The organism is Sphingomonas sp. DC5200-1, from assembly GCF_049897245.1.
GTDB lineage: Bacteria > Pseudomonadota > Alphaproteobacteria > Sphingomonadales > Sphingomonadaceae > Sphingomonas > Sphingomonas aquatilis.
The window spans coordinates 1-17,262 of record NZ_JAFCVW010000010.1 but is presented as its reverse complement, the minus strand read 5'-3'; the positions used below and the strand labels follow the sequence as shown (position 1 = coordinate 17,262).

25 protein-coding genes and 1 tRNA gene are annotated in these 17,262 nt (G+C 66.0%); 12 read left to right on the top strand and 14 right to left on the bottom strand.

Going from position 1 to position 17,262, the window contains the following annotated elements:
* Position 1: 1 nt before the first annotated feature.
* Positions 2-730: a GntR family transcriptional regulator gene (locus tag ACP7A3_RS17350; protein WP_043059627.1), complete on the top strand. Its 729-nt coding sequence runs from the start codon at positions 2-4 to the stop codon at positions 728-730.
* Between the two features lie 16 nt (positions 731-746).
* On the opposite strand, the gene ACP7A3_RS17345 is transcribed toward ACP7A3_RS17350, so the two are convergent.
* From ACP7A3_RS17345 to ACP7A3_RS17335, 3 genes are all read right to left on the bottom strand, one after another.
* Entirely contained in the window at positions 747-1,289 is a 543-nt protein-coding gene (locus tag ACP7A3_RS17345; RefSeq protein ID WP_426254470.1) for a hypothetical protein, read from the bottom strand.
* A 53-nt stretch (positions 1,290-1,342) separates the two neighbouring features.
* Positions 1,343-2,452, bottom strand: coding sequence for a lactonase family protein (locus tag ACP7A3_RS17340; protein WP_426254471.1), 1,110 nt, complete (start codon positions 2,450-2,452; stop codon positions 1,343-1,345).
* A gap of 84 nt (positions 2,453-2,536) precedes the next feature.
* Positions 2,537-3,454, bottom strand: a complete 918-nt coding sequence (locus ACP7A3_RS17335; protein ID WP_426254945.1) for a LysR family transcriptional regulator — start codon at positions 3,452-3,454, stop codon at positions 2,537-2,539.
* A gap of 92 nt (positions 3,455-3,546) precedes the next feature.
* On the opposite strand from ACP7A3_RS17335, the gene ACP7A3_RS17330 reads away from it, so the two are divergent.
* Both ACP7A3_RS17330 and ACP7A3_RS17325 read left to right on the top strand, forming a co-directional pair.
* A complete protein-coding gene (locus ACP7A3_RS17330; protein WP_426254472.1) occupies positions 3,547-4,581 on the top strand; it encodes an aldo/keto reductase in 1,035 nt (344 codons plus the stop codon).
* 12 nt (positions 4,582-4,593) lie between these two features.
* Positions 4,594-5,757 (top strand): MFS transporter, encoded by a 1,164-nt coding sequence (locus ACP7A3_RS17325; RefSeq protein WP_426254473.1) that lies wholly within the window; start codon positions 4,594-4,596, stop codon positions 5,755-5,757.
* 23 nt (positions 5,758-5,780) lie between these two features.
* Here ACP7A3_RS17325 and ACP7A3_RS17320 read toward each other — a convergent pair whose 3' ends face one another.
* The 3 genes from ACP7A3_RS17320 to ACP7A3_RS17310 all read right to left on the bottom strand — a co-directional run bounded on the left by ACP7A3_RS17320 (position 5,781) and on the right by ACP7A3_RS17310 (position 7,563).
* Positions 5,781-6,317, bottom strand: coding sequence for a GNAT family N-acetyltransferase (locus ACP7A3_RS17320; RefSeq protein WP_426254474.1), 537 nt, complete (start codon positions 6,315-6,317; stop codon positions 5,781-5,783).
* The gene (locus ACP7A3_RS17315) at positions 6,314-7,231 is read right to left on the bottom strand and encodes a bifunctional helix-turn-helix transcriptional regulator/GNAT family N-acetyltransferase (RefSeq protein ID WP_426254475.1); all 918 of its coding nucleotides are present in this window, start codon (positions 7,229-7,231) and stop codon (positions 6,314-6,316) included. Before ACP7A3_RS17315 ends, ACP7A3_RS17320 begins: the two co-directional genes overlap by 4 nt.
* 255 nt (positions 7,232-7,486) lie before the next feature.
* A tRNA-Pro gene (locus ACP7A3_RS17310) sits at positions 7,487-7,563 on the bottom strand.
* A gap of 154 nt (positions 7,564-7,717) precedes the next feature.
* On the opposite strand from ACP7A3_RS17310, the gene ACP7A3_RS17305 reads away from it, so the two are divergent.
* The 7 genes from ACP7A3_RS17305 to ACP7A3_RS17275 all read left to right on the top strand — a co-directional run bounded on the left by ACP7A3_RS17305 (position 7,718) and on the right by ACP7A3_RS17275 (position 10,956).
* Entirely contained in the window at positions 7,718-8,182 is a 465-nt protein-coding gene (locus ACP7A3_RS17305) for a hypothetical protein (RefSeq protein ID WP_426254476.1), read from the top strand.
* A 230-nt stretch (positions 8,183-8,412) separates the two neighbouring features.
* A complete protein-coding gene (locus tag ACP7A3_RS17300; RefSeq protein ID WP_426254477.1) occupies positions 8,413-8,871 on the top strand; it encodes a hypothetical protein in 459 nt (152 codons plus the stop codon).
* Positions 8,872-9,002: 131 nt separating this feature from the next.
* Positions 9,003-9,134 (top strand): hypothetical protein, encoded by a 132-nt coding sequence (locus ACP7A3_RS17295; protein ID WP_426254478.1) that lies wholly within the window; start codon positions 9,003-9,005, stop codon positions 9,132-9,134.
* A gap of 54 nt (positions 9,135-9,188) precedes the next feature.
* Positions 9,189-9,338 carry a hypothetical protein gene (locus ACP7A3_RS17290; protein ID WP_426254479.1) on the top strand — a complete coding sequence of 50 codons (150 nt, stop codon included), beginning with the start codon at positions 9,189-9,191 and terminating at the stop codon, positions 9,336-9,338.
* 327 nt (positions 9,339-9,665) lie between these two features.
* Positions 9,666-10,139 (top strand): hypothetical protein, encoded by a 474-nt coding sequence (locus tag ACP7A3_RS17285; protein WP_426254480.1) that lies wholly within the window; start codon positions 9,666-9,668, stop codon positions 10,137-10,139.
* Positions 10,139-10,768, top strand: a complete 630-nt coding sequence (locus ACP7A3_RS17280) for an SOS response-associated peptidase family protein (protein WP_426254481.1) — start codon at positions 10,139-10,141, stop codon at positions 10,766-10,768. The genes ACP7A3_RS17285 and ACP7A3_RS17280 overlap by 1 nt, the downstream gene beginning before the upstream one ends.
* Entirely contained in the window at positions 10,765-10,956 is a 192-nt protein-coding gene (locus tag ACP7A3_RS17275; protein ID WP_426254482.1) for a hypothetical protein, read from the top strand. The genes ACP7A3_RS17280 and ACP7A3_RS17275 overlap by 4 nt, the downstream gene beginning before the upstream one ends.
* 98 nt (positions 10,957-11,054) lie before the next feature.
* Here the strand turns inward: ACP7A3_RS17275 and ACP7A3_RS17270 are convergent, their stop codons facing one another.
* Positions 11,055-11,330 carry a hypothetical protein gene (locus tag ACP7A3_RS17270; protein WP_426254483.1) on the bottom strand — a complete coding sequence of 92 codons (276 nt, stop codon included), beginning with the start codon at positions 11,328-11,330 and terminating at the stop codon, positions 11,055-11,057.
* A 44-nt stretch (positions 11,331-11,374) separates the two neighbouring features.
* On the opposite strand from ACP7A3_RS17270, the gene ACP7A3_RS17265 reads away from it, so the two are divergent.
* Positions 11,375-11,563, top strand: a complete 189-nt coding sequence (locus tag ACP7A3_RS17265; protein WP_426254484.1) for a hypothetical protein — start codon at positions 11,375-11,377, stop codon at positions 11,561-11,563.
* A 124-nt stretch (positions 11,564-11,687) separates the two neighbouring features.
* Here the strand turns inward: ACP7A3_RS17265 and ACP7A3_RS17260 are convergent, their stop codons facing one another.
* From ACP7A3_RS17260 to ACP7A3_RS17245, 4 genes are all read right to left on the bottom strand, one after another.
* Positions 11,688-12,122, bottom strand: coding sequence for a hypothetical protein (locus ACP7A3_RS17260; RefSeq protein WP_426254485.1), 435 nt, complete (start codon positions 12,120-12,122; stop codon positions 11,688-11,690).
* Entirely contained in the window at positions 12,119-12,634 is a 516-nt protein-coding gene (locus ACP7A3_RS17255) for a TIGR02594 family protein (RefSeq protein WP_426254486.1), read from the bottom strand. The genes ACP7A3_RS17260 and ACP7A3_RS17255 overlap by 4 nt, the downstream gene beginning before the upstream one ends.
* Positions 12,635-12,972: 338 nt before the next feature.
* Positions 12,973-13,275: a hypothetical protein gene (locus ACP7A3_RS17250; RefSeq protein WP_426254487.1), complete on the bottom strand. Its 303-nt coding sequence runs from the start codon at positions 13,273-13,275 to the stop codon at positions 12,973-12,975.
* Positions 13,272-13,760, bottom strand: coding sequence for a hypothetical protein (locus ACP7A3_RS17245; protein ID WP_426254488.1), 489 nt, complete (start codon positions 13,758-13,760; stop codon positions 13,272-13,274). Before ACP7A3_RS17245 ends, ACP7A3_RS17250 begins: the two co-directional genes overlap by 4 nt.
* Before the next feature lie 11 nt (positions 13,761-13,771).
* Between ACP7A3_RS17245 and ACP7A3_RS17240 the strand changes: the two genes are divergently transcribed.
* Positions 13,772-14,230: a hypothetical protein gene (locus ACP7A3_RS17240; protein ID WP_426254489.1), complete on the top strand. Its 459-nt coding sequence runs from the start codon at positions 13,772-13,774 to the stop codon at positions 14,228-14,230.
* A gap of 198 nt (positions 14,231-14,428) precedes the next feature.
* Here ACP7A3_RS17240 and ACP7A3_RS17235 read toward each other — a convergent pair whose 3' ends face one another.
* The 3 genes from ACP7A3_RS17235 to ACP7A3_RS17225 form a co-directional block, all read right to left on the bottom strand.
* Entirely contained in the window at positions 14,429-16,681 is a 2,253-nt protein-coding gene (locus ACP7A3_RS17235; RefSeq protein WP_426254490.1) for a tail fiber domain-containing protein, read from the bottom strand.
* 62 nt (positions 16,682-16,743) lie between these two features.
* Positions 16,744-17,031, bottom strand: a complete 288-nt coding sequence (locus ACP7A3_RS17230) for a hypothetical protein (RefSeq protein WP_426290046.1) — start codon at positions 17,029-17,031, stop codon at positions 16,744-16,746.
* A 20-nt stretch (positions 17,032-17,051) separates the two neighbouring features.
* The coding region (locus ACP7A3_RS17225) for a hypothetical protein (RefSeq protein WP_426256996.1) at positions 17,052-17,262 on the bottom strand (211 nt) is incomplete at its 5' end.

Here is a 17,262-nt window from a genome sequence, read left to right as displayed (position 1 = left end):
GGTGCGCGATATCGCCTGGACGCGCAGCGACGAAGCGACGCCCTTGTACATGCAGCTCGCCCAGCGCCTGCGCGAGCATATCGACGGCGGCGGCATCGATCCCGGCAGCGCGCTGCCCTCCGAACGCGAGCTCAGCGAAATGGCGGGCCTGTCGCGCGTTACGGTGCGCAAGGGCATCAAGCAGCTGATCGACGAAGGCGTGGTGATCAGCAAACATGGGTCGGGCACGTTCGTCGCGCGGAGGATCGAGACCGCGGGTGCGAAGCTCAACAGCTTCAGCGACGATACGCGCTCGCGCGGACAGGATCCGGGGGTGGTCTGGATCTACAAATCCTATGCCCTGGCGACCGAGGAGGAAGCCGCCGTGCTGGAGGTGTCGCCGGATGTCCGCGTTGCGCGCCTGGGCCGCGTACGGCTGGCCGGCGATGAGCCGCTGGCGATCGAACATGCGGTGATCCCGGCGATGTTCATGCCCGATCTCGATGCGCTGGGCGACTCGCTCTATCAGGCGCTCGACGTCCATGGCTTTCGGCCGACATCGGGCACGCAACGCATTCGCGCGTCGCTGGCGACCGAAACCGAAGCGGGAATCCTGAGCGTCCGCCAGCATTCCGAGGTCTTGCGGATCGAGCGCCGTACGCGGATTCCCGATGGCCGCATCGTCGAATTCACCCGCTCGGTCTATCGCGGCGATCGCTATGAGTTCGTGACGGACCTCAACGTCATTTGATCTGGGGCGGGGGCCGTCAGTCAGCCTCGCCATCACGCCACGCGGCCATGGCCTCGCGATAGCGTCGTTCCTGGTCCGCGCGTGCGGTTTCCAGCCGTTCGCGCTCGCGATCCCGGTCGTGGTCCAGGGCTTGGCGTTCCTTGCGCAGCGCCGCCTCACGCGCGGCGAAATCGCGGCGCGCCGCATCGTATCGCCGCTCCGCCTCATCGATCGCCTGTTCGGTCTGATCGAGCTTGGAGCGAGAGGGGCGGGGCTTGGGCTTCGTGCGGCGGGGCTTGGCCGGGGGCGCATCCGTCGCGTCCGCCGGCTTGCGCTTGGGGTTGGCAGGTAAGGCGGCCAGATGGTCGTCCACGCTGCCGCGGGTCTTGCGGATGACGTCGCCCGGGTGCGCCAAGGGCTTTTCCATCAGCGCGGCGTCCGTCACCTGCTCCGCGACGCCGCGGGCGAACAGATCGGTATCCGTACCCCAGGCCTGCAATGCGGCCTTCTGGCTCGGCGCGGCGACATAGGCGTCGTGAAACCCGATCGGGGTGCGGAAGACCTTCAGTTTGCGCGCCATGCCCCATCAACGCGCGGTCGGCGCCGAAGGTATCCACGTAAAAGCCGTTGACATTACGCGGTCAGAAACACGACGCCCGGCACCGGGGTGGTGCCGATTGCGGGCCGCAAGCGACCGTCCCCCTCCAGCGGCAGGCGGGCGATGCCGCTCGATCGCTCATTGGCGACCAGCATGGCGTTCCGGTCTTCCATCAGCAGGAAGAAGCGCGGCCAGTGACCCCCGCATCCGACATGCTGCAGCAGGCTGAGATCACCGGTGGCGCCGATGGCGAAGACCGCGATGCTGTCGTGCCCACGGTTGGAGACGTAGAGGCGCGTTCCGGCCGCGTTTACCGCGATATGGGCCGCGAAGGACGTGTCGCTGAAGCCGGCGGGCAGGGTCGATACCTCAACGCGCCGGGCAAAGGTGCCGTCCGCTCCGCCACGCAAGACGGTGACCGTATTGGCCAGCTCGGCGACGAGATAGGCGACCGGCAGGCGAGGGTGACGCACCAGATGCCGCGGCCCCGATCCTGCGACGGCACGATAGGCGATGCTGGTCTTCGCGATCCTGCCCGCCGCGCGATCGATATGGTGCGAGAAGACGGCATCGGCACCGAGGTCGACCGAATGGAGAATGTCGCCGCTGCGATCGAAGCCGACCCAGTGCGCATGCGGCCCGGCCTGGCGCTTGGCGTCTGGCCCGCTGCCCTGGTGCTGGGCCACCCCAGGGCGGCCCGCCGGAAGCCCCGTCGCCGGGTTCAGCGCCCATAGCGCGACGCTGCCACTCGAATAATTCGCCGCCGCCAGCAACTTGCCGTCCTGCGACAGGGCGATGTGGCAGGGGTCTGCGCCCATGGTGGACGACATGGCGACCTGCTGCAGCGATGCGTCGTAGACGCCCATCATGCCCTTTTGCTGCTCATCCAGCAGGTAACGCAGCCGATGACGTCGCGACACGACGCCGAAGGAGGCGTTGCGGATCGCGGCATCAGCGGCGCCGGCCGTCCAGCCGCCCTGGTCCGCGGCCAACGCCACCAGCCCGGCGCCGCCTTCCTGTGCGTAGGTGCCTGCGAACAGCCGTGGGATGGGGGCCGCGATGCCGGTGCGCGGCAGCAACCCGATCGCAAGCGCGCCGCCGATGACGGCACGGCGGGATGGGCGGAAGAGAGGCGTGTCGATCATGGCCCGCTTGAACCCGCCTATGCGCGTCGCGTCAACGTCGGGCTGCTTGCCGCAGGCGGTCAGATTGCGTCTACGTCGCGCCCGCTATTCGAAGCGGCTGGCAAGCCGCTCGACGAGGAAATCGACGAACACCCGCACGCGGGCGGGCGTGGTGGAGCCGCCCACGAAGACGGCGTGGATCAGCTCGACGTCGCCGGGATTATAGTCTTCCAGCAGCGGCACGAGCCGCCCGTCCGCGATCTCGGCCGCAACGCTGAAGCGGCCGACGCGGGTGATGCCGACCCCGGCGGCGGCGAGCTGGCCCAAAGTCTCGCCATTGTTGGCGACGATGCCGCCCTCGACGGACAGCGTGAAATCCCGGCCGTCGCGGCGGAACGGCCAGATCGGTTCGGCGCGACGAAAGTTGAAGTTGAGGCAGTTGTGGGCGTGCAGATCCTCCGGCACCTGCGGTGTGCCCGCCCGCGCCAGATAGTCGGGCGACGCCACGATCACCCGCCGCGCCTCGGACAATTTGCGCGCGGTGAGCCCGCTGTCAGCGAGCGGGCCGAACCGGATTGCGACATCCGCCTGACCCGCTGCGACATCGACCAGCGTATCGGTCAACGCGATATCGATGAGGATGTGCGGATAGGCGCGCGCGAAGTCGCCAAGCAGCGGCACGACGCACAACCGCCCATGCGCCAGCGCCGCACTGATCCGCAGCCGGCCGCGCGGCGCGCCCTGGTCGGCGATCTGCTGCTCGGCATCGTCGAGGTCGGCGAGGATACGCCGGGCGGCGAGCAGATAGGCCTGACCCTCGGCCGTGAGCGTCAACGCACGAGTGGAGCGGAGCAGCAGCCGGACGCCCAACCGCGCCTCGATCCGGTCGATCGCCCGCGCCACCGCTGAGGGCGTCAGCCCGAGCGTACGACCGGCGGCGGAGAAGCTGCCTTCCTCCACCACGCTCGCGAACAAGGCGAGCGACCGGGCGCGATCGTCATTGCCTATCACCTTTGCGTCCAGGGCATAGATCCTTTGCACCGGCGGGCGGTTCCGCCACGTTGCTTCACCGGCCATCTATGCGCCTGACAATGACATTCGGCAAAGGAGGTGTCATGGAATATCGGCAATTGGGATCGTCCGGCCTGCGCGTTCCGGCGCTGTCGTTCGGCGCGGGGACCTTCGGCGGCAAGGGACCGCTGTTCAGCGCCTGGGGCACAAGCGACGCCGCCGAAGCGCGGCGGTTGGTCGACATCTGCCTCGACGCGGGCGTGACGCTGTTCGACACCGCCGACGTCTATTCGGACGGCGCGTCGGAACAGGTGCTGGGCGAGGCGATCAAGGGGCGGCGCGATGCCGTCCTGATTTCGACCAAGACCGGGCTGCCGATGGGTGACGGCCCGCAGGACTGGGGCGCGTCGCGCGCGCGGCTGATCGGCGCGGTCGAGGCGGCACTGCGGCGGCTCGACACCGACCGCATCGACCTGCTCCAGCTTCACGCCTTCGACGCCTCCACCCCGACGGAGGAGGTGATGGGCACGCTCGACCGGCTGATCGCCGACGGCAAGGTCCGCTATGCGGGCGTGTCCAACTATCCCGGCTGGCAGATCATGAAGGCGCAAGGGCTGGCCGATCGTCATGGCTGGCCACGCCTCGTCGCGCACCAGGTCTATTATTCGCTGATCGGCCGGGCCTATGAGTGGGACCTGATGCCGCTGGCGGCAGATCAGGGCGTCGGTGCGCTGGTCTGGAGCCCGCTCGGCTGGGGTCGGCTGACCGGCAAGATCGGGCGCGGACGTCCGATCCCGGCGGGCAGTCGCCTGCACGAAACCGCTCAGTTCGCGCCGCCGGTCGAAGACGAGCATCTCTACCGCGTCGTCGACGCGCTGGACGCGGTGGCGGCGGAGACGGGTAAGACCGTGCCCCAGGTCGCGATCAACTGGCTGCTGCGTCGGCCGACCGTGTCGTCGGTGATCATCGGCGCGCGCGACGAGGCGCAACTGCGCGACAATCTGGGTGCGGTCGGCTGGGCGCTGACGCCAGAGCAGTTGGCCGCGCTCGATGCGGCAAGCGACGTGCTGCCGCCCTATCCACACACCCCCTATCGGCAGCAGGAGGGCTTTGCCCGCCTCGCGCCGCCGATGGTTTGAGGAAAGACGATCATGAAGTTCAATCTCGGGCTGACCGCGCTGGCGGTCGGCGCCTTCGGCATCGGCGTGACCGAGTTCGCGCCGATGGGCATGTTGCCGGTGATCGCGGGCGACCTGCATGTGTCGATCCCCGCCGCCGGGCTGCTGATCAGCGCCTATGCGATGGGCGTGCTGATCGGCGCGCCGCTGTTGACGCTCACCACGGGGCGGATCGACCGGCGGACGCTGCTCATTGCGCTGATGGGCATCTTCACGCTCGGCAATGCGCTGTCGGCGATGGCGGGCGGATATTGGATGCTGATGGCGGCGCGTATCGTCACCTCGTTCAACCATGGCGCGTTCTTCGGCGTCGGATCCGTGGTCGCCGCCAGCCTCGTGCCGCCGGACAAGCGCGCGGGCGCGGTGGCGGCGATGTTCACCGGACTGACCGTCGCCACGATCGGCGGCGTGCCGGCGGCGACCTGGGTCAGCGAGGCGATCGGCTGGCGCACCGCGTTCGCCGGGATCGCGGGCGTCGGGGCGATCGCGATGCTGTCGTTGCGGCTCGCGCTGCCGCCGCTGCCGGCTGCTGAGGGCGGCGACATGCGCGCCGAACTGCGCGTGTTGACGCGCGGGCCGGTGGTGATGGCGCTGGCGCTGACCACGATCGGCTTTGGCGGTGTCTTCACCGTCTTCACCTATATCGTTCCGATCCTGCGCAACGTCACGCACGGCTCGACCGGCTATGTCACCGCGATGCTGATGCTGTTCGGCGTCGGTGCGACGATCGGCAATGGTTTGGGTGGTCGGCTGGCGGACCGGTCGGTCGAGCGGACGCTGATGACGATGCTGACGATCATGGCGCTGACGCTGCTCGCCTTCACGGTGCTGATGCAATGGCCGGCGACCGCCGCGATCGCCATCCTGATCTGGGGCATCGCCAGCTTCGCGATCGTGCCGCCGCTACAGATGCGGGTGATGGACGCGGCTTCGGACGCGCCGAACCTCGCCTCCGCGATGAACATCGGTGCCTTCAATCTCGGCAACGCCATCGGCGCCGCGCTGGGCGGGGGCGTGATCGGGGCGGGGCTGGGGCTGCCCGCGGTGTCGCTGGCGGGCGCGGCGATGGCGGCGGTGGCGCTGGCGATGCTGCTGGCGTTCCGGCGTCAGCCGCGCGCCGAGGTGTGTCCGGCCTGACGCGCGGCGCGGTTAGCCTCGAGTCACAGCCGCTTGCGCATCTGGGTCAATGGCACGACGACGCCCTCGACATGCGTATCGGCCCGCTCGATCGGCGCATAGCCGCTCGCGGCATAGAGCGGCACACCGCCCGCCGTGCCCATCAGTTCGACGGCGGCGAACCCTGCCGCCCGCGCCGCTTGTTCGCAAGCGGCGAGGATCATCCGGCCGATCCCGCGCCGGACATGATCCGGGTGGGTGTACATCGCACGGATCCGGGCGGCGTCCTTCGCCGGATCGAGCAACGCCGGATCGCGCAAGTCGGTGCTATGGTCGCCGCCATAGAGCGTCGCGCGCCGGCTCCATCCGCCGCAGCCGACCGGCACGCCGTGGTCCTCGACGACGAAGTAGGTGCCGTCGCGCACCAATTGCGTGTCGAGCCCCATCACTGCCCGGCTGGCAACGATCTGCGCCGGGGTCAGCACCGCGGCCTGACCCCGATCGATCGCCAGCGCCATCAGGTCGCGCAGCGCCCCCACATCGGCTTCGGTGGCGATGCGGATGGTCAGCGCGCCGCTCATGCGGCCAGCTCCAGTCGCCACGTTTCCCCCTGCAGCGGGACGCCGAACGCGTCGTGCATCGCGGTTTCGACACACACGAAGCCCTGCGCGGCGTAGATACGGCGCGCCGATTCCAACACCGTGTGCGTCCACAGCATGAGCGTGTGATAGCCGGTATCCCGCGCGAAACCGACACAGCGGGCGACCAGCGCATCGCCGATGCCACGGCGCCGGGCAAAGGGCTCGACATGCAACAGGCGCAGCCGGGCAACGCCATCGCCTTCGTCGGTGACGAACACGGCGCCCGCCATGACCCCGTCGATGTCAGCGACCCAGCATTGCTCGCGCGCCGGATTGAAGTCGCGCAGGAACGCCGCGGTCACCTCGCTCTCGAGCGTTTCGAGGTCGCGACCCCAACCATGGCTCTCGGCATAGAGCAACGACTGGCGCGCGGCGATCATGGCGGGCTCGCCGGTACGGAAGGGGCGGATGACGAACGCGCCACCCGATGCCGGATCGAGCAGCAACTGCGCGCGCGTCAAGGCCTCGACCAGATCGCGCCGCGCCAGTCCGTCCATCGCGCCGAGCAGATCGCTGACGGCGTCGCGCTGGCGCTGGTCGACGACCGCGAACGCCGCACGCCCCGCCTCGGTCAGCCGCAGATCGCGCGCGCGGGCATCGTCGTCCCGCCGTACGCGCGCGATCCAGCCGCGCTTTTCGAAGCGCGCGACCAGGCGGCTCAGATAGCCCGCGTCCATGTCGAGCGCATCCTGCAACACGGTCGCGGTGACGGGTTCGCGCGTCGCGATCTCGAACAGCAACCGCGCCTCGGGCAGGGTCGCCTCGGTTCCGAGAAACCGTGCATCAAGTGCGCCGATCGTTTGGGTATAAAAGCGGTTGAACCGGCGGATCGCGGTGACGTCTGCATCTTCCATGTCCGCCATGCTGGCTCGGAATGGTTGACGGAGTCAAGTATTGCGATGGGAGCGACGGCGTGGAGGGGCTATGGCCATAGCCGTGCCGTCGGGAGAAGATACGCTGGCGCTGGGACGGTAGGCCGGACGTCGCCGGTCGGCCGATCTCAATGCCTGGTCGCAGCGCCCTGCGAACCGTTTAGCCTGAATGCTGGAGCGGCAAAGCGTTTGTCACATGCCGCAGCCCGTGATCGTCCCGTGAGACCGCGCCGAAAATGGTCGGGGAGACAGGATTCGAACCTGCGACATCCTGCTCCCAAAGCAGGCGCGCTACCGGACTGCGCCACTCCCCGACGTGGAATGCGCCTAGGCGGTGGAGGCCGTGGACGCAAGCATTTGGTGGGCCCGGCACCTATCGAACTCACGCTCTTGTAGCACATTCCGAGAACATCGGAATACCCCCCGGAATACCCCCGCATGTGCGGCGCTATAATCGGGGAGGCGCGTGTGGCTTACGCTGAGACCACAACCGTGCCGGTCGAGAAGTCGATCGCGGAGATCGTGGCGCTGGTGAAGCGCGCCGGCGCCGAGCGGATCGCGCAGTTCGACGAGCCCGAGCGGTTCACCGTCCAGTTCACGATGGCGGGGCGCATGGTACGCTTCCGGGTGACGATACCCGCTATGGAGGCGATGCCGAAACAGGACGGCCGCGGGCGCGTGCTGACGCGACAGCAGCGGATCGATCGCGCGGCCCAGGCGGCACGCCAGCGGGCGAGGGCGCTGCTGCTCGTCATCAAAGCCAAGCTCGAGAGCGTGGCCAGCGAGGTCGAGACGTTCGAACAGGCGTTTCTCGCCAACGTCGTCATGGCCGACGGCGCCACCGTCTATGAGCGCATCGCGGCGCCAGTTGCCCAGGAATATGAGACGGGCGGCACGCGCATGCTCCTGCTCGGCGGACCGGGTAAAGCCTGAGGGGAGGGGTGTCGGATCGGGGAGCCCGCCGCTGATTAAGAGACAGCGGCCCGCTCTCCTATTCTTCCGACAATTCCCCTCTCTGTTCCCCGTAGCACTTCCTGAGCGGGGTGGAATTTGTCGGAAAACGGAAAGGACTTCGAAATGTCAGTTGCACCTGCCGCGAAACAAGCGCCGACGTCGGAAAAGGCCGACGCGACCCATATAGCGTCGACGCAAGGGAGGTTCGCATGTACCTTGCCAAGCTTCAGACGGTAGCAAGGCGGGGGCAGACGATGGATATCAGGTCGCAATGCGACAGGGCCTACGAAATCCTCAAGGGAGGCGACTATCATTCGGCGCTGACGATCGCACTAACAGCAATGTCGGCCGCTGCACGCTTGAAGCGTCCCAAACCATATCCTGACAATAAAGCGTTCAAGGAGTATTTTAGAAGTCGGTGTCAACTCGACATCGCGATTTCGTATCAAGGAAAATCAATAGGAATGGAGGATGTGTTTTATACTCATATCCGCAACACCCTGTTTCACGAAGCAGCCCTACCTAATGAGATAACATTCGCGGCGCGTACCGATCACGCTCTTTCGGCATATACTGATGGTCAGCGCGTGATATTGAGTATTTCTTGGATTTCAGAGCTGCTCAACATGATCGCCAGAGACCCAGACTTGCGTGATCAGTTCCCTTAAGCGGAACTTTTCTCAGGTGATATTCAGCCGTGTTTTGCGGGCTGAGATCTCCATTCGCCCAAGGTGAAGGGCAAGGCCCTATATCTCCGCCATGGCTCGGCGCAGCCCGAGCCGCATCTTAGGCTCACCCCATGATAGAGGACGATCAAACGTCGGGCCGTCGCGCCCGAAAGACGAAGATCGACCACGCTGCTGAGGCGTGGGCGATCCTTGCCGTTATCGTCGCGATCATCGTGGTGGCGTGGCTGGTATCGACCATCTGAGCAGCCGTGCTGACGCCGCTCGACGTCGCAGGTCCGGCGGCATAGGCTCACCCCATGACCGAAGACGAAGCGACTCCGCCCGATCTGTCCAGCTTGACGGATGACCAACTGCTTGACGCGTATGAGGCGACGAGCGGAACGCCGGGCGATCCCGAAGCCGATCGGCTGATCGCTGAAATCCAGCGCCGCGGCCTCGACGTATGAGCGGGGGGAACGGGGTGGGCACGGTCGAACGCGCTTTTCAGCTGGCGCAGGCCGGGGGGTGCCGATCGGTGAGCGACATACGACGCCGCCTGGCTGACGAAGGTCACGAGAACGTGCACGCCCACCTGAGTGGAGCAAGCGTGCAACGGCAGCTACGGGACGCCCTGGCGGCGCGCGGTGTGGCCAGCCAAGCCGACGACGACGAGGCCGATCTGTGAGGCGGCTGCGTCTACCGACATTTTTCCAGATCGAGGTCGCGATCGTCAGCACGCTTGTCGTGGCCGCCGCCGTGTCGCTGGCCTTGTTGACGGCCCGACTGCTCATGAGATGGGGTTCGAGCGCTTGGTAAAGCGGATACTGGTCGCCCTGTCGGTGCTGACACTGCAGGGCTGCGATGCTCCTGAGCGCAGGTCAGAACGGGAGCAGATGCGACCCACGCCCACGCAGGCTGCTGCGTTCGACAATACTATGGCGGACGTTCGCCTCGAGGTGGCCGAGAAGAGGATCGCAACGCTGGAGCGCCAAGTCGCGGAACTGCAGGGTGGAACCCAGCAGGTCGACAATGACATGCTGAAGCAGCAACTCGCCGTGTCGCAAAAGGCACTTGCTGACGCAGCTGCTCGGGAGGTCGAGCCGACACCCACGCCGACAGCTTCGCCGATGCCTGCGAAGACCGCTGTCGATCGTCCCGCAAACCGTCAGGCCCCGCCGCGTCGGGCTGAGCCTAAGGCAACCTCCACGCCATCTCCGAAGCCCTCTGCTTCGCCAACCGGCCGTTCGCTGAAACTGGATCTTCGCTGATGTGCAACCGCGCGCGCTTCGCCGGCGAGCCTGAGACGCTCTTCGAACGCTTCGGCGCCAGCTGGGCGCAGGACGTCGTCCGGCCGAACCTCGACCCTCACGAGCTATACCCGAAATCGAAGGCCTTCGTGGTTCGCGAGGAGCGGGGCCGGCGCGCGGTCGACCTTATGCTCTGGGACGTGCTCGGGGGCGGCGCCAAGTGGCCGATGACGAACGTCCGCAACCCCGGGCTGCCGCAGTGGCGGAAGCTGGCAGCTGAGCCGGAAAACCGGTGCCTCGTCCCGCTCACCGAGTTCTGCGAGTGGACGCCGGACCCTCATCAGGTGGGCGAGGGCAAGCCGATCAAAGGGGAGATGTGGTTCAACGTCGTCGACCAACCGGTGTTCGCGATCGCCGGCTTTTGGCAGCACACGACGAAGGGCGCCGGCTTCTCGATGGTGACGTGCGACCCGAACGAGATCGTGGCGCCGATCCACCCCAAAGCGATGATCACCATTCTCCATGAGGCGGACTGGGGTCGCTGGCTGCAGGGCAGCTATGACGACGTCGTCGCGCTGCAACAGCCTTATCCGGCCGAGCGGATGACGGTGCGCGGCCCGGTATTCCCCACGAGGAATGCCAAGGGTTGAGCGATCTGCCTCCGGCGCTGCAGTCGATCATCGACGCCGCGCAGCACGACGGTGAGGGCTGGGCATTGCCCGCGGATGCACCGCAGGCCGCGGTCGAGCAGCTGGCCGCGGACGGCCTGGCTCGTCACTGGCACGGCCGATGGCAGCTTACCCCTCAGGGCTTTGCCGCGAGCGCTATGTTTCGATAGCCGGCCGCGATGGATGGCCAGCTCGTGATATTCGTGGCGTTCGCCGCGGCGTTGGTCGGCGCGATCGTTTTCCTGCGGCTGGCGACGCGCCACCACGATTAGCTGGACGTGTCGGACCAAGCGCCCGAACGGCGCAGCTGGCGGATGATCCCGTTGAAGGCCGACGTCATCGTTTGCTGCCTGCCGAGCTCGTGCCCACCCTGGCAGCCTTCCCAGAATGAATAGAGCGGCCATCGCTCTGGGCAGTGCCGCCAGAGGCAGCGCAGCGCGAGGCGAACGGGCGCGCAGTCGGGCGTCACCTGCTCGCCGGCCGACATGGCGGTGCGCAGGATCTGAACCGATAGCTCGACCGTGATTCGCTCACCGGGGCGCATCCGGCTATGGAACGGATCGGGAACAACATCGCAAGCGATTCGACATGGCACGCTGCCGACTATGCACCAGCAACGATGACGAGGCGGTGATCGAGCACCTCGCCGAGAAGCTATGGGACAGCCGTATCGAGCGGCTAGAGGGGCCGTGGGCGTGGAAAGATGCGGGCGCGACCTGGCAGGCCGCGTTTCGCGAGATGGCCGTGGCGGCACGGCAGGCGCTGACGATGGATTGATCGCGATCAGCGCGGCCAAGCGTCGAGCAGCAGCTGCCGGCGCGCGTCGCAGCGCGCGAGATCAGCGCGGCTGGTGCGGATCGCCGCCTCCGCGTCAGCCGACGTCGCGCTCCCGTCCGCCTGTCTATTGATCGGGGTCGGCAGGCACGCCAGCACCCCCACTGCGGGCGGCGCCGGGAGCCGCGGGGAAGAGGGCAGCGTCGAGCGCGTCGATCCCGCGCACCCGGTCAGCGCCAAGGCAACGAGCCCGGCCAGCGTCAGTCTGAGCATATTCCCTCACGGTGTTGGTGGATCGAAGGATGATTGGTTCGCGCGCGGCGAGACGGTCGGCATAGGTCAGGGCGGCGCTGGCGGACGCCTGCGCCCATCGCGCCTCGTCAATCGCGCGCTGCTTGGTCGCCCGGTCGATCTCCGCAGACCAGGCGTTGCGTTCCGCCTTCAGCGTGGCGGTGCGGTCGGCGAGCGTGGCGCGCGTCGCGAGCAGGGCGGCGCCAAGGATGACGATCGGGATCGCCGGCCAGAACCGGCGCAGCAGCGCGAATCCCGCCGCCCAGGTCACGCCTCATTCCTCGACAGAGGCAGACCCGCGATGGTCTTCATCGCCACTGGCCCGCCGACGATCGACCGACCAGCGGGCCAGCGCCGCGCGATGCAGCGATCCTTCGCGATGCGGGTGACGGTGACCGCGTCACCCTGATTGCCCCCGAGGACATGATAGGCGGCCGCATCCTCACCGACATAGAAGCCGACGTGGCCGCCGCCCGGCCGCTCGAACACCAGCACCGCACCCGGCGCCAGCTTCTCCGGTCGCAGCGCGACGCCCCAGGTCGCCCATGCCTTCGCCCGCACCGCGATCGGCGCCGCGGCGATGCCCTCCTCGGCAAGGCAGGTGGCGACGAACAGACCGCACCATGGCACGCTGTCAGCGTTGTAGACCATGCCCAGCACCTTCGTGCCGAGCCTCTTCGCCCAGCCCATGATCGTGGGGCTGTTGGCCGCACCGGGCGCCTCACGCGTGCCGAGCTTCGCCCGCGCAGCACGAAGCCACGCCGGCTCTGTTGCCGTCGTCATCGGTAAACTCCTATCGATTTCGCTTGCGGCCCGGCGCCAGCCCGGCCAGTCTCAGGACTGGTCACTACGGGACCAGCGCCCCGCCCCACGGACAGCGATCAGTGGGCGGGGCGCTCTGACCTTCTTCCGGTCATGATTTGCACACCATTCGCATTTACCAAGCCGTGCAGGGCAATATTGCCCCGGACAGCAGGACGCCTCCGGCTGCGCGCGAATCTCGCGGCCGGAGGCGTCTTGCGTCGGCAACAGTATTGAAGCACAGGGGCGCCAGATCGCGCTGTCTAGGGGGCGCTGGTCCAGCGCCTCGCCGTTTCCCTCTTTGATCTGGCGAGGCGCTGTCATTCGACCTTGGCACTGGCCAATTGGCCAAAGATCGTCTTCGCCAGCATGAGTATGAACCGCATCGAGCCGAAGCCGACCCAGCCGGCGCTTGTGCCGACGACGAGCACCGACCAGGTCGGCCAGCCGAAATGTACTGCTGCGGCGCCCGCCATCGATCCGAACGCCGGCAGCAGCGACGCCATCACGAACAGGTCGCGCCAGCTGATCGGCTTGCCCGCCTCGATTTTCTGCCCGACGCGCAGCACCTGGCCAGCGAACACGGCGAAGGCCGCGAGAGCATATGCCTGCCAGTCCTTCACAACGTCACCACCCCGATACCGATGCCCGTCGCGATCAGCGCGGCTGAGACCAGAAAGCTGGCCGTGCGACGCTGAGCGGTCGCTGCCAGAACGAAGGACATGCCGGCAATCGAACGCGCCGCGGCCATAGCGTCGGTCGCGACGTCGAACGCATTCCACGCGTCGGGCGTGTGCGACACGAGCTTGGCCGCGTCACCGGACGCGCCGAATGCATACCCGAAGCCGATCATCGCCGAGCCGACGAAGAGAAGGGGCGCCGACCAAGGCGTGACGATCGCGCGACGAAAGTCGACGTGCAGCTTCACCAACACTCGGACGAAGGCGCGGCCATGTCGCATGCGGCCCTCCCGCGCGCATCGCGCCCAGCGGGCGAATGCGCGAACGGTCGGGATCATCCACTCGACCGCAGCAACTGCGAAGCGGATGCCGAACAGCATCATCGACCAGATGGCGACGGTGCTGACAACATGGCCGAGCGGGGTCATATCGCGACCGCTTGAGCCGCGAAGCTGCTGTTGTTCATCAGCGTATCCTTCGAGATGGCGCCGATGGCGCCGGTGGGGTCTTTCGATTACGCACAAGCGCGATGAGTATCGGACTACTCCGCATCGCCTTTTGGGGCGCGCTGGCGTTCGCGCTGACGATGGCCTTCCTCCCACACCCGCCCGACCTTCACGGCATAGGCGACAAGTGGCAGCACATGGCGGCATTCGGCACGCTGACGACCTTGGCGTGTGCCGGCTATCCGACCTTCAGCCTTACGCACCTCGGCGAGCGCCTATCGTTCGTGGGAGCGATGATCGAGGTGGTCCAGTCGATCCCGGCGCTTCATAGGGACTGCGACATCCGGGATTGGATCGCCGACACCGGCATTATCGCAGCGGTACTGATCGTCGTAGCGCTTCACAGAAAGCGAAGTTCTTTGAGGAACTCGTCAACCGTTTCTGACGTATGATCCTGTAGACGCGTGATGAAGCGCGCAGACAGGAGACGATATGCTCGAACGGTTCTTGACGCAGCTTCAACAGCTTTTCGCCGTCCCTCATCATCGAATTGTGGATCCGCGCCTGTCGCGCGATGCTGACTATGATTCAGTCCGGGCTCGCTTTGAGGCGGAGTGCGGCTGAATAACGGTCAACGGGCGAGCGGCGGCTCAGGCCGCTAAGCTCGCCTCGATACCGCGAAGCCTCGCTTCCAGTTGATCATTGCGCGCTCGTTCGCGGGCGAGTGCGCGGCGCTGAAAGGCCGCCTCCAGGGCGAAGCATTCGTCGTAACGCAGGCCCCACATGTCGCCAGCTTCGCGGGTGACCACCGTTTCGTCCAGCTCGACCCGAACGGTGATCTCCTTGCTTCGCTCCACCATCTCAGGCTCTGCCGGCTTCGCTAATCCGTAGATCGGCCGGCCGTCCTCGGTCCGACCGGTTTCGACCAGCTGGATCGGATCGTCCTTGAGCACCGGCTCCAGCCACGTTTTCGTCTCACACCGATCCTCGGTCCTGACGGCCGTCTCTTCGTCCCAGCTGTCGAAGCACATCAGGCCGATCTCGAACGCGTCAATCCCGTGGCGCGCAAAGGCCGCGTGAACGCGTTGCGCGACCAGTCCCGCGTGCCAGCGTTTTCCACCTACGAACTTATAGCGCGACCATTCGACCTCCGCCCAGGCGTCCAGCCAGGCGTCTGGGATCGCCTCGATGTCGGTCTTCTGGCGTTCGTCGGAGGTGCTGATCTGGCCCGATGCGACGAAGATCGCGGCGAACCGCAGAGATCCTGTGCCTAGTGACCAGCGGTTGTCCTGGAGGGGATTGAGACCCTCGCTAGCCAGCTGCCCGTTGACGTTGACGTAGCGGGTCAGGAAATTACCGCGAAAAAGGCTCTCGTTTTCGTTCACGGCGAGGTGGAAGGCGCCCGCCTCGTTGACCGAGTACATGCCAGCGCGCGGTCCGATGAACATCGTGTCGGACGCTTGATTATCCCGCCCCGCGTACGCGCAGATCGCAAGCGCTCGACTGACATTCTTCGCGTACTCCATCGCGCCGGCACCTAGCGCGTTGAAGTTGTCGCCGTATTCTATAGAGAGACCGGCATGTATATTGTAGGCCATCGAGTTGATGATGGCCTTGGCATGCTGGAACGTTTGCGAGCCGATGCCGGTCGACGCGCTCGATCCTTCCGAAGGATCGTCGAAGCCTTGTAGGCCCATGCTGACGATGTTGAAATCGTTCGGGCCGAGCCCTTTGCCGTTCTCGTAGCCAATGTTGACGTTGTAACCGGAGGCGCGGGTCCCGAACGATGCACCAGGACCGATAGCAATGCCAACCATCGGCGACGCGTTAATCTTTATGTCTTTCGAGGTGACCGGAAGGAACGTCGGGATCGGCCCGACATAGACATTCTCGATCGTCGTCGTCAGGCCGACAGACCATCCGGCCATCCATGCTTCCGTCACCGGCCCGCCCGTGAAGGTCGCCTCCAGCACCTCTACGGTGAGATTGTCCCAGTAGCTGTAGCTGGTGTCGCCGATCCAGATACAGTCGCGGGTGCCATCGTTGCCGAATCGCACGGGGTGCTCGGCGAGGATCTGGTGCTGGCCCTCGACGCGAGCAGTGGGATAATTCCACGCACCATCGTTCCGGCCAGCAAGATGGAAGATCAGGCTGCCATAATGGTCGCGAACCAGCACGCGCATCGTAACCTCGCGCGCGTCGATGCCTGTGGGCAGCCCGATCTTGATCGCGCCCGATTGGCCGGCCGCGCCGTTGAAATAGCTGCTGCCATTGGCGAAGATGATCCTGCCGCGCGTGGCGTTCGCAAGCGTAGTCGGCCGCGCGTTGGCCATGGCTGCGATCGCCTGATCGACCGCAGCCTTCGATGCAGCCAGCAGCGGCGCGATTGTATCGATGCCTTCAATGTTGATCGTTGCGCCTTGGTCTTCTGCGATCGTCAGCGTAGCGCTGGCAAACGGCATTGCGGCTCGCGTGCCATAGCCGGCACCCAATGGCCGATTGGTCGGCGCGCTGTCGCTGGCAAGCGCATGGGCGAGGACGTAAAAGTCACCGACGACGCGCGTCACTCCGCCCCAAGCCAGAACCCAGACGAGCTTCGTCGGGTCACCGAGCTCGCCCGAGTAAGGCAGAGCTGCCCGGGTGCTTTTGTTGATCCGGATCCGAACGTCGCTGGTCGGCACGCCGTCGGTCGTCGAGACGCCGGCCAGGCGGATGCCCTCGGCGTTTCCGTTCTGCACGGTATATAGGTCGACCAATGCCGCACCGGGCGTATCCGGCGCCAGCCTGACCTGGCCGCGAAGCTCGACGTTGGTCAGATCAACGCCGCGAACCAGCATTTTGAATTCGCACACTTCGTCATTGCGCCAGATCGACAGATCCAGCTGCGCCGTGATCGGGGCCATAAGGGTCTCCGGAGATGGAGCTCCCATGGGCATTCCGCCCAAGGGGGCCTTGGGTCAGGTATTTAGGGGGTAAACACCCGCGCGATATTGACAAGCTTGTTCATGCCACCGCGGAATTGCGAAGATTTTTCGTCGATATTTGACTCGTACATGACCCCATAGTTCATGACGATGGGATATCCATAAATGAAGGCTTCCTCGGCGATGCCTTGCATGTCGACATCGGCGGGCGCAGCAGCGGCCTTCTCGGCATTTCGGCAGCCGGTCGTGCCGACAGCGGCAAGGATCACTGTCGCGAGGATGACTGGAAGATGGCGGCGAGCGCCGAAAAAATTGGCAGCCGATGTCATGAGTCGTTCCCCTGCCGCGATCAGAACCTGAAGGAGATGCCGATAATCGGACCATCCGTCAGCACGTCATAGGCGAACCTGTCTGGTCCCGATCCCGACTCATAGTCCATGTAGCCTGCATTCCCCAAGTGGCGTGGCGTTTGAGGTGAAGATCGCCTGTATCCGAGCGCTAGACAAGGATTTTCTGCCGCAAGCGGCACCTGCGGTCGCGCAGACTGCTGGATCTGGACG

What these genes read in the sequence shown, in the direction of transcription:
- ACP7A3_RS17255 (WP_426254486.1), bottom strand. Translation starts at nt 12,634, where the DNA reads ATGACGACGGCAACAGAGCCGGCGTGGCTTCGTGCTGCGCGGGCGAAG.
- ACP7A3_RS17235 (WP_426254490.1), bottom strand. Translation starts at nt 16,681, where the DNA reads ATGGCCCCGATCACGGCGCAGCTGGATCTGTCGATCTGGCGCAATGAC.
- ACP7A3_RS17290 (WP_426254479.1), top strand. Translation starts at nt 9,189, where the DNA reads ATGACCGAAGACGAAGCGACTCCGCCCGATCTGTCCAGCTTGACGGAT.
- ACP7A3_RS17245 (WP_426254488.1), bottom strand. Translation starts at nt 13,760, where the DNA reads ATGACCCCGCTCGGCCATGTTGTCAGCACCGTCGCCATCTGGTCGATG.
- ACP7A3_RS17270 (WP_426254483.1), bottom strand. Translation starts at nt 11,330, where the DNA reads ATGCGCCCCGGTGAGCGAATCACGGTCGAGCTATCGGTTCAGATCCTG.
- ACP7A3_RS17345 (WP_426254470.1), bottom strand. Translation starts at nt 1,289, where the DNA reads ATGGCGCGCAAACTGAAGGTCTTCCGCACCCCGATCGGGTTTCACGAC.
- ACP7A3_RS17300 (WP_426254477.1), top strand. Translation starts at nt 8,413, where the DNA reads ATGTACCTTGCCAAGCTTCAGACGGTAGCAAGGCGGGGGCAGACGATG.
- ACP7A3_RS17325 (WP_426254473.1), top strand. Translation starts at nt 4,594, where the DNA reads ATGAAGTTCAATCTCGGGCTGACCGCGCTGGCGGTCGGCGCCTTCGGC.
- ACP7A3_RS17330 (WP_426254472.1), top strand. Translation starts at nt 3,547, where the DNA reads ATGGAATATCGGCAATTGGGATCGTCCGGCCTGCGCGTTCCGGCGCTG.
- ACP7A3_RS17320 (WP_426254474.1), bottom strand. Translation starts at nt 6,317, where the DNA reads ATGAGCGGCGCGCTGACCATCCGCATCGCCACCGAAGCCGATGTGGGG.
- ACP7A3_RS17295 (WP_426254478.1), top strand. Translation starts at nt 9,003, where the DNA reads ATGATAGAGGACGATCAAACGTCGGGCCGTCGCGCCCGAAAGACGAAG.
- ACP7A3_RS17285 (WP_426254480.1), top strand. Translation starts at nt 9,666, where the DNA reads ATGGGGTTCGAGCGCTTGGTAAAGCGGATACTGGTCGCCCTGTCGGTG.
- ACP7A3_RS17315 (WP_426254475.1), bottom strand. Translation starts at nt 7,231, where the DNA reads ATGGAAGATGCAGACGTCACCGCGATCCGCCGGTTCAACCGCTTTTAT.
- ACP7A3_RS17265 (WP_426254484.1), top strand. Translation starts at nt 11,375, where the DNA reads ATGGCACGCTGCCGACTATGCACCAGCAACGATGACGAGGCGGTGATC.
- ACP7A3_RS17280 (WP_426254481.1), top strand. Translation starts at nt 10,139, where the DNA reads ATGTGCAACCGCGCGCGCTTCGCCGGCGAGCCTGAGACGCTCTTCGAA.
- ACP7A3_RS17230 (WP_426290046.1), bottom strand. Translation starts at nt 17,031, where the DNA reads ATGACATCGGCTGCCAATTTTTTCGGCGCTCGCCGCCATCTTCCAGTC.
- ACP7A3_RS17340 (WP_426254471.1), bottom strand. Translation starts at nt 2,452, where the DNA reads ATGATCGACACGCCTCTCTTCCGCCCATCCCGCCGTGCCGTCATCGGC.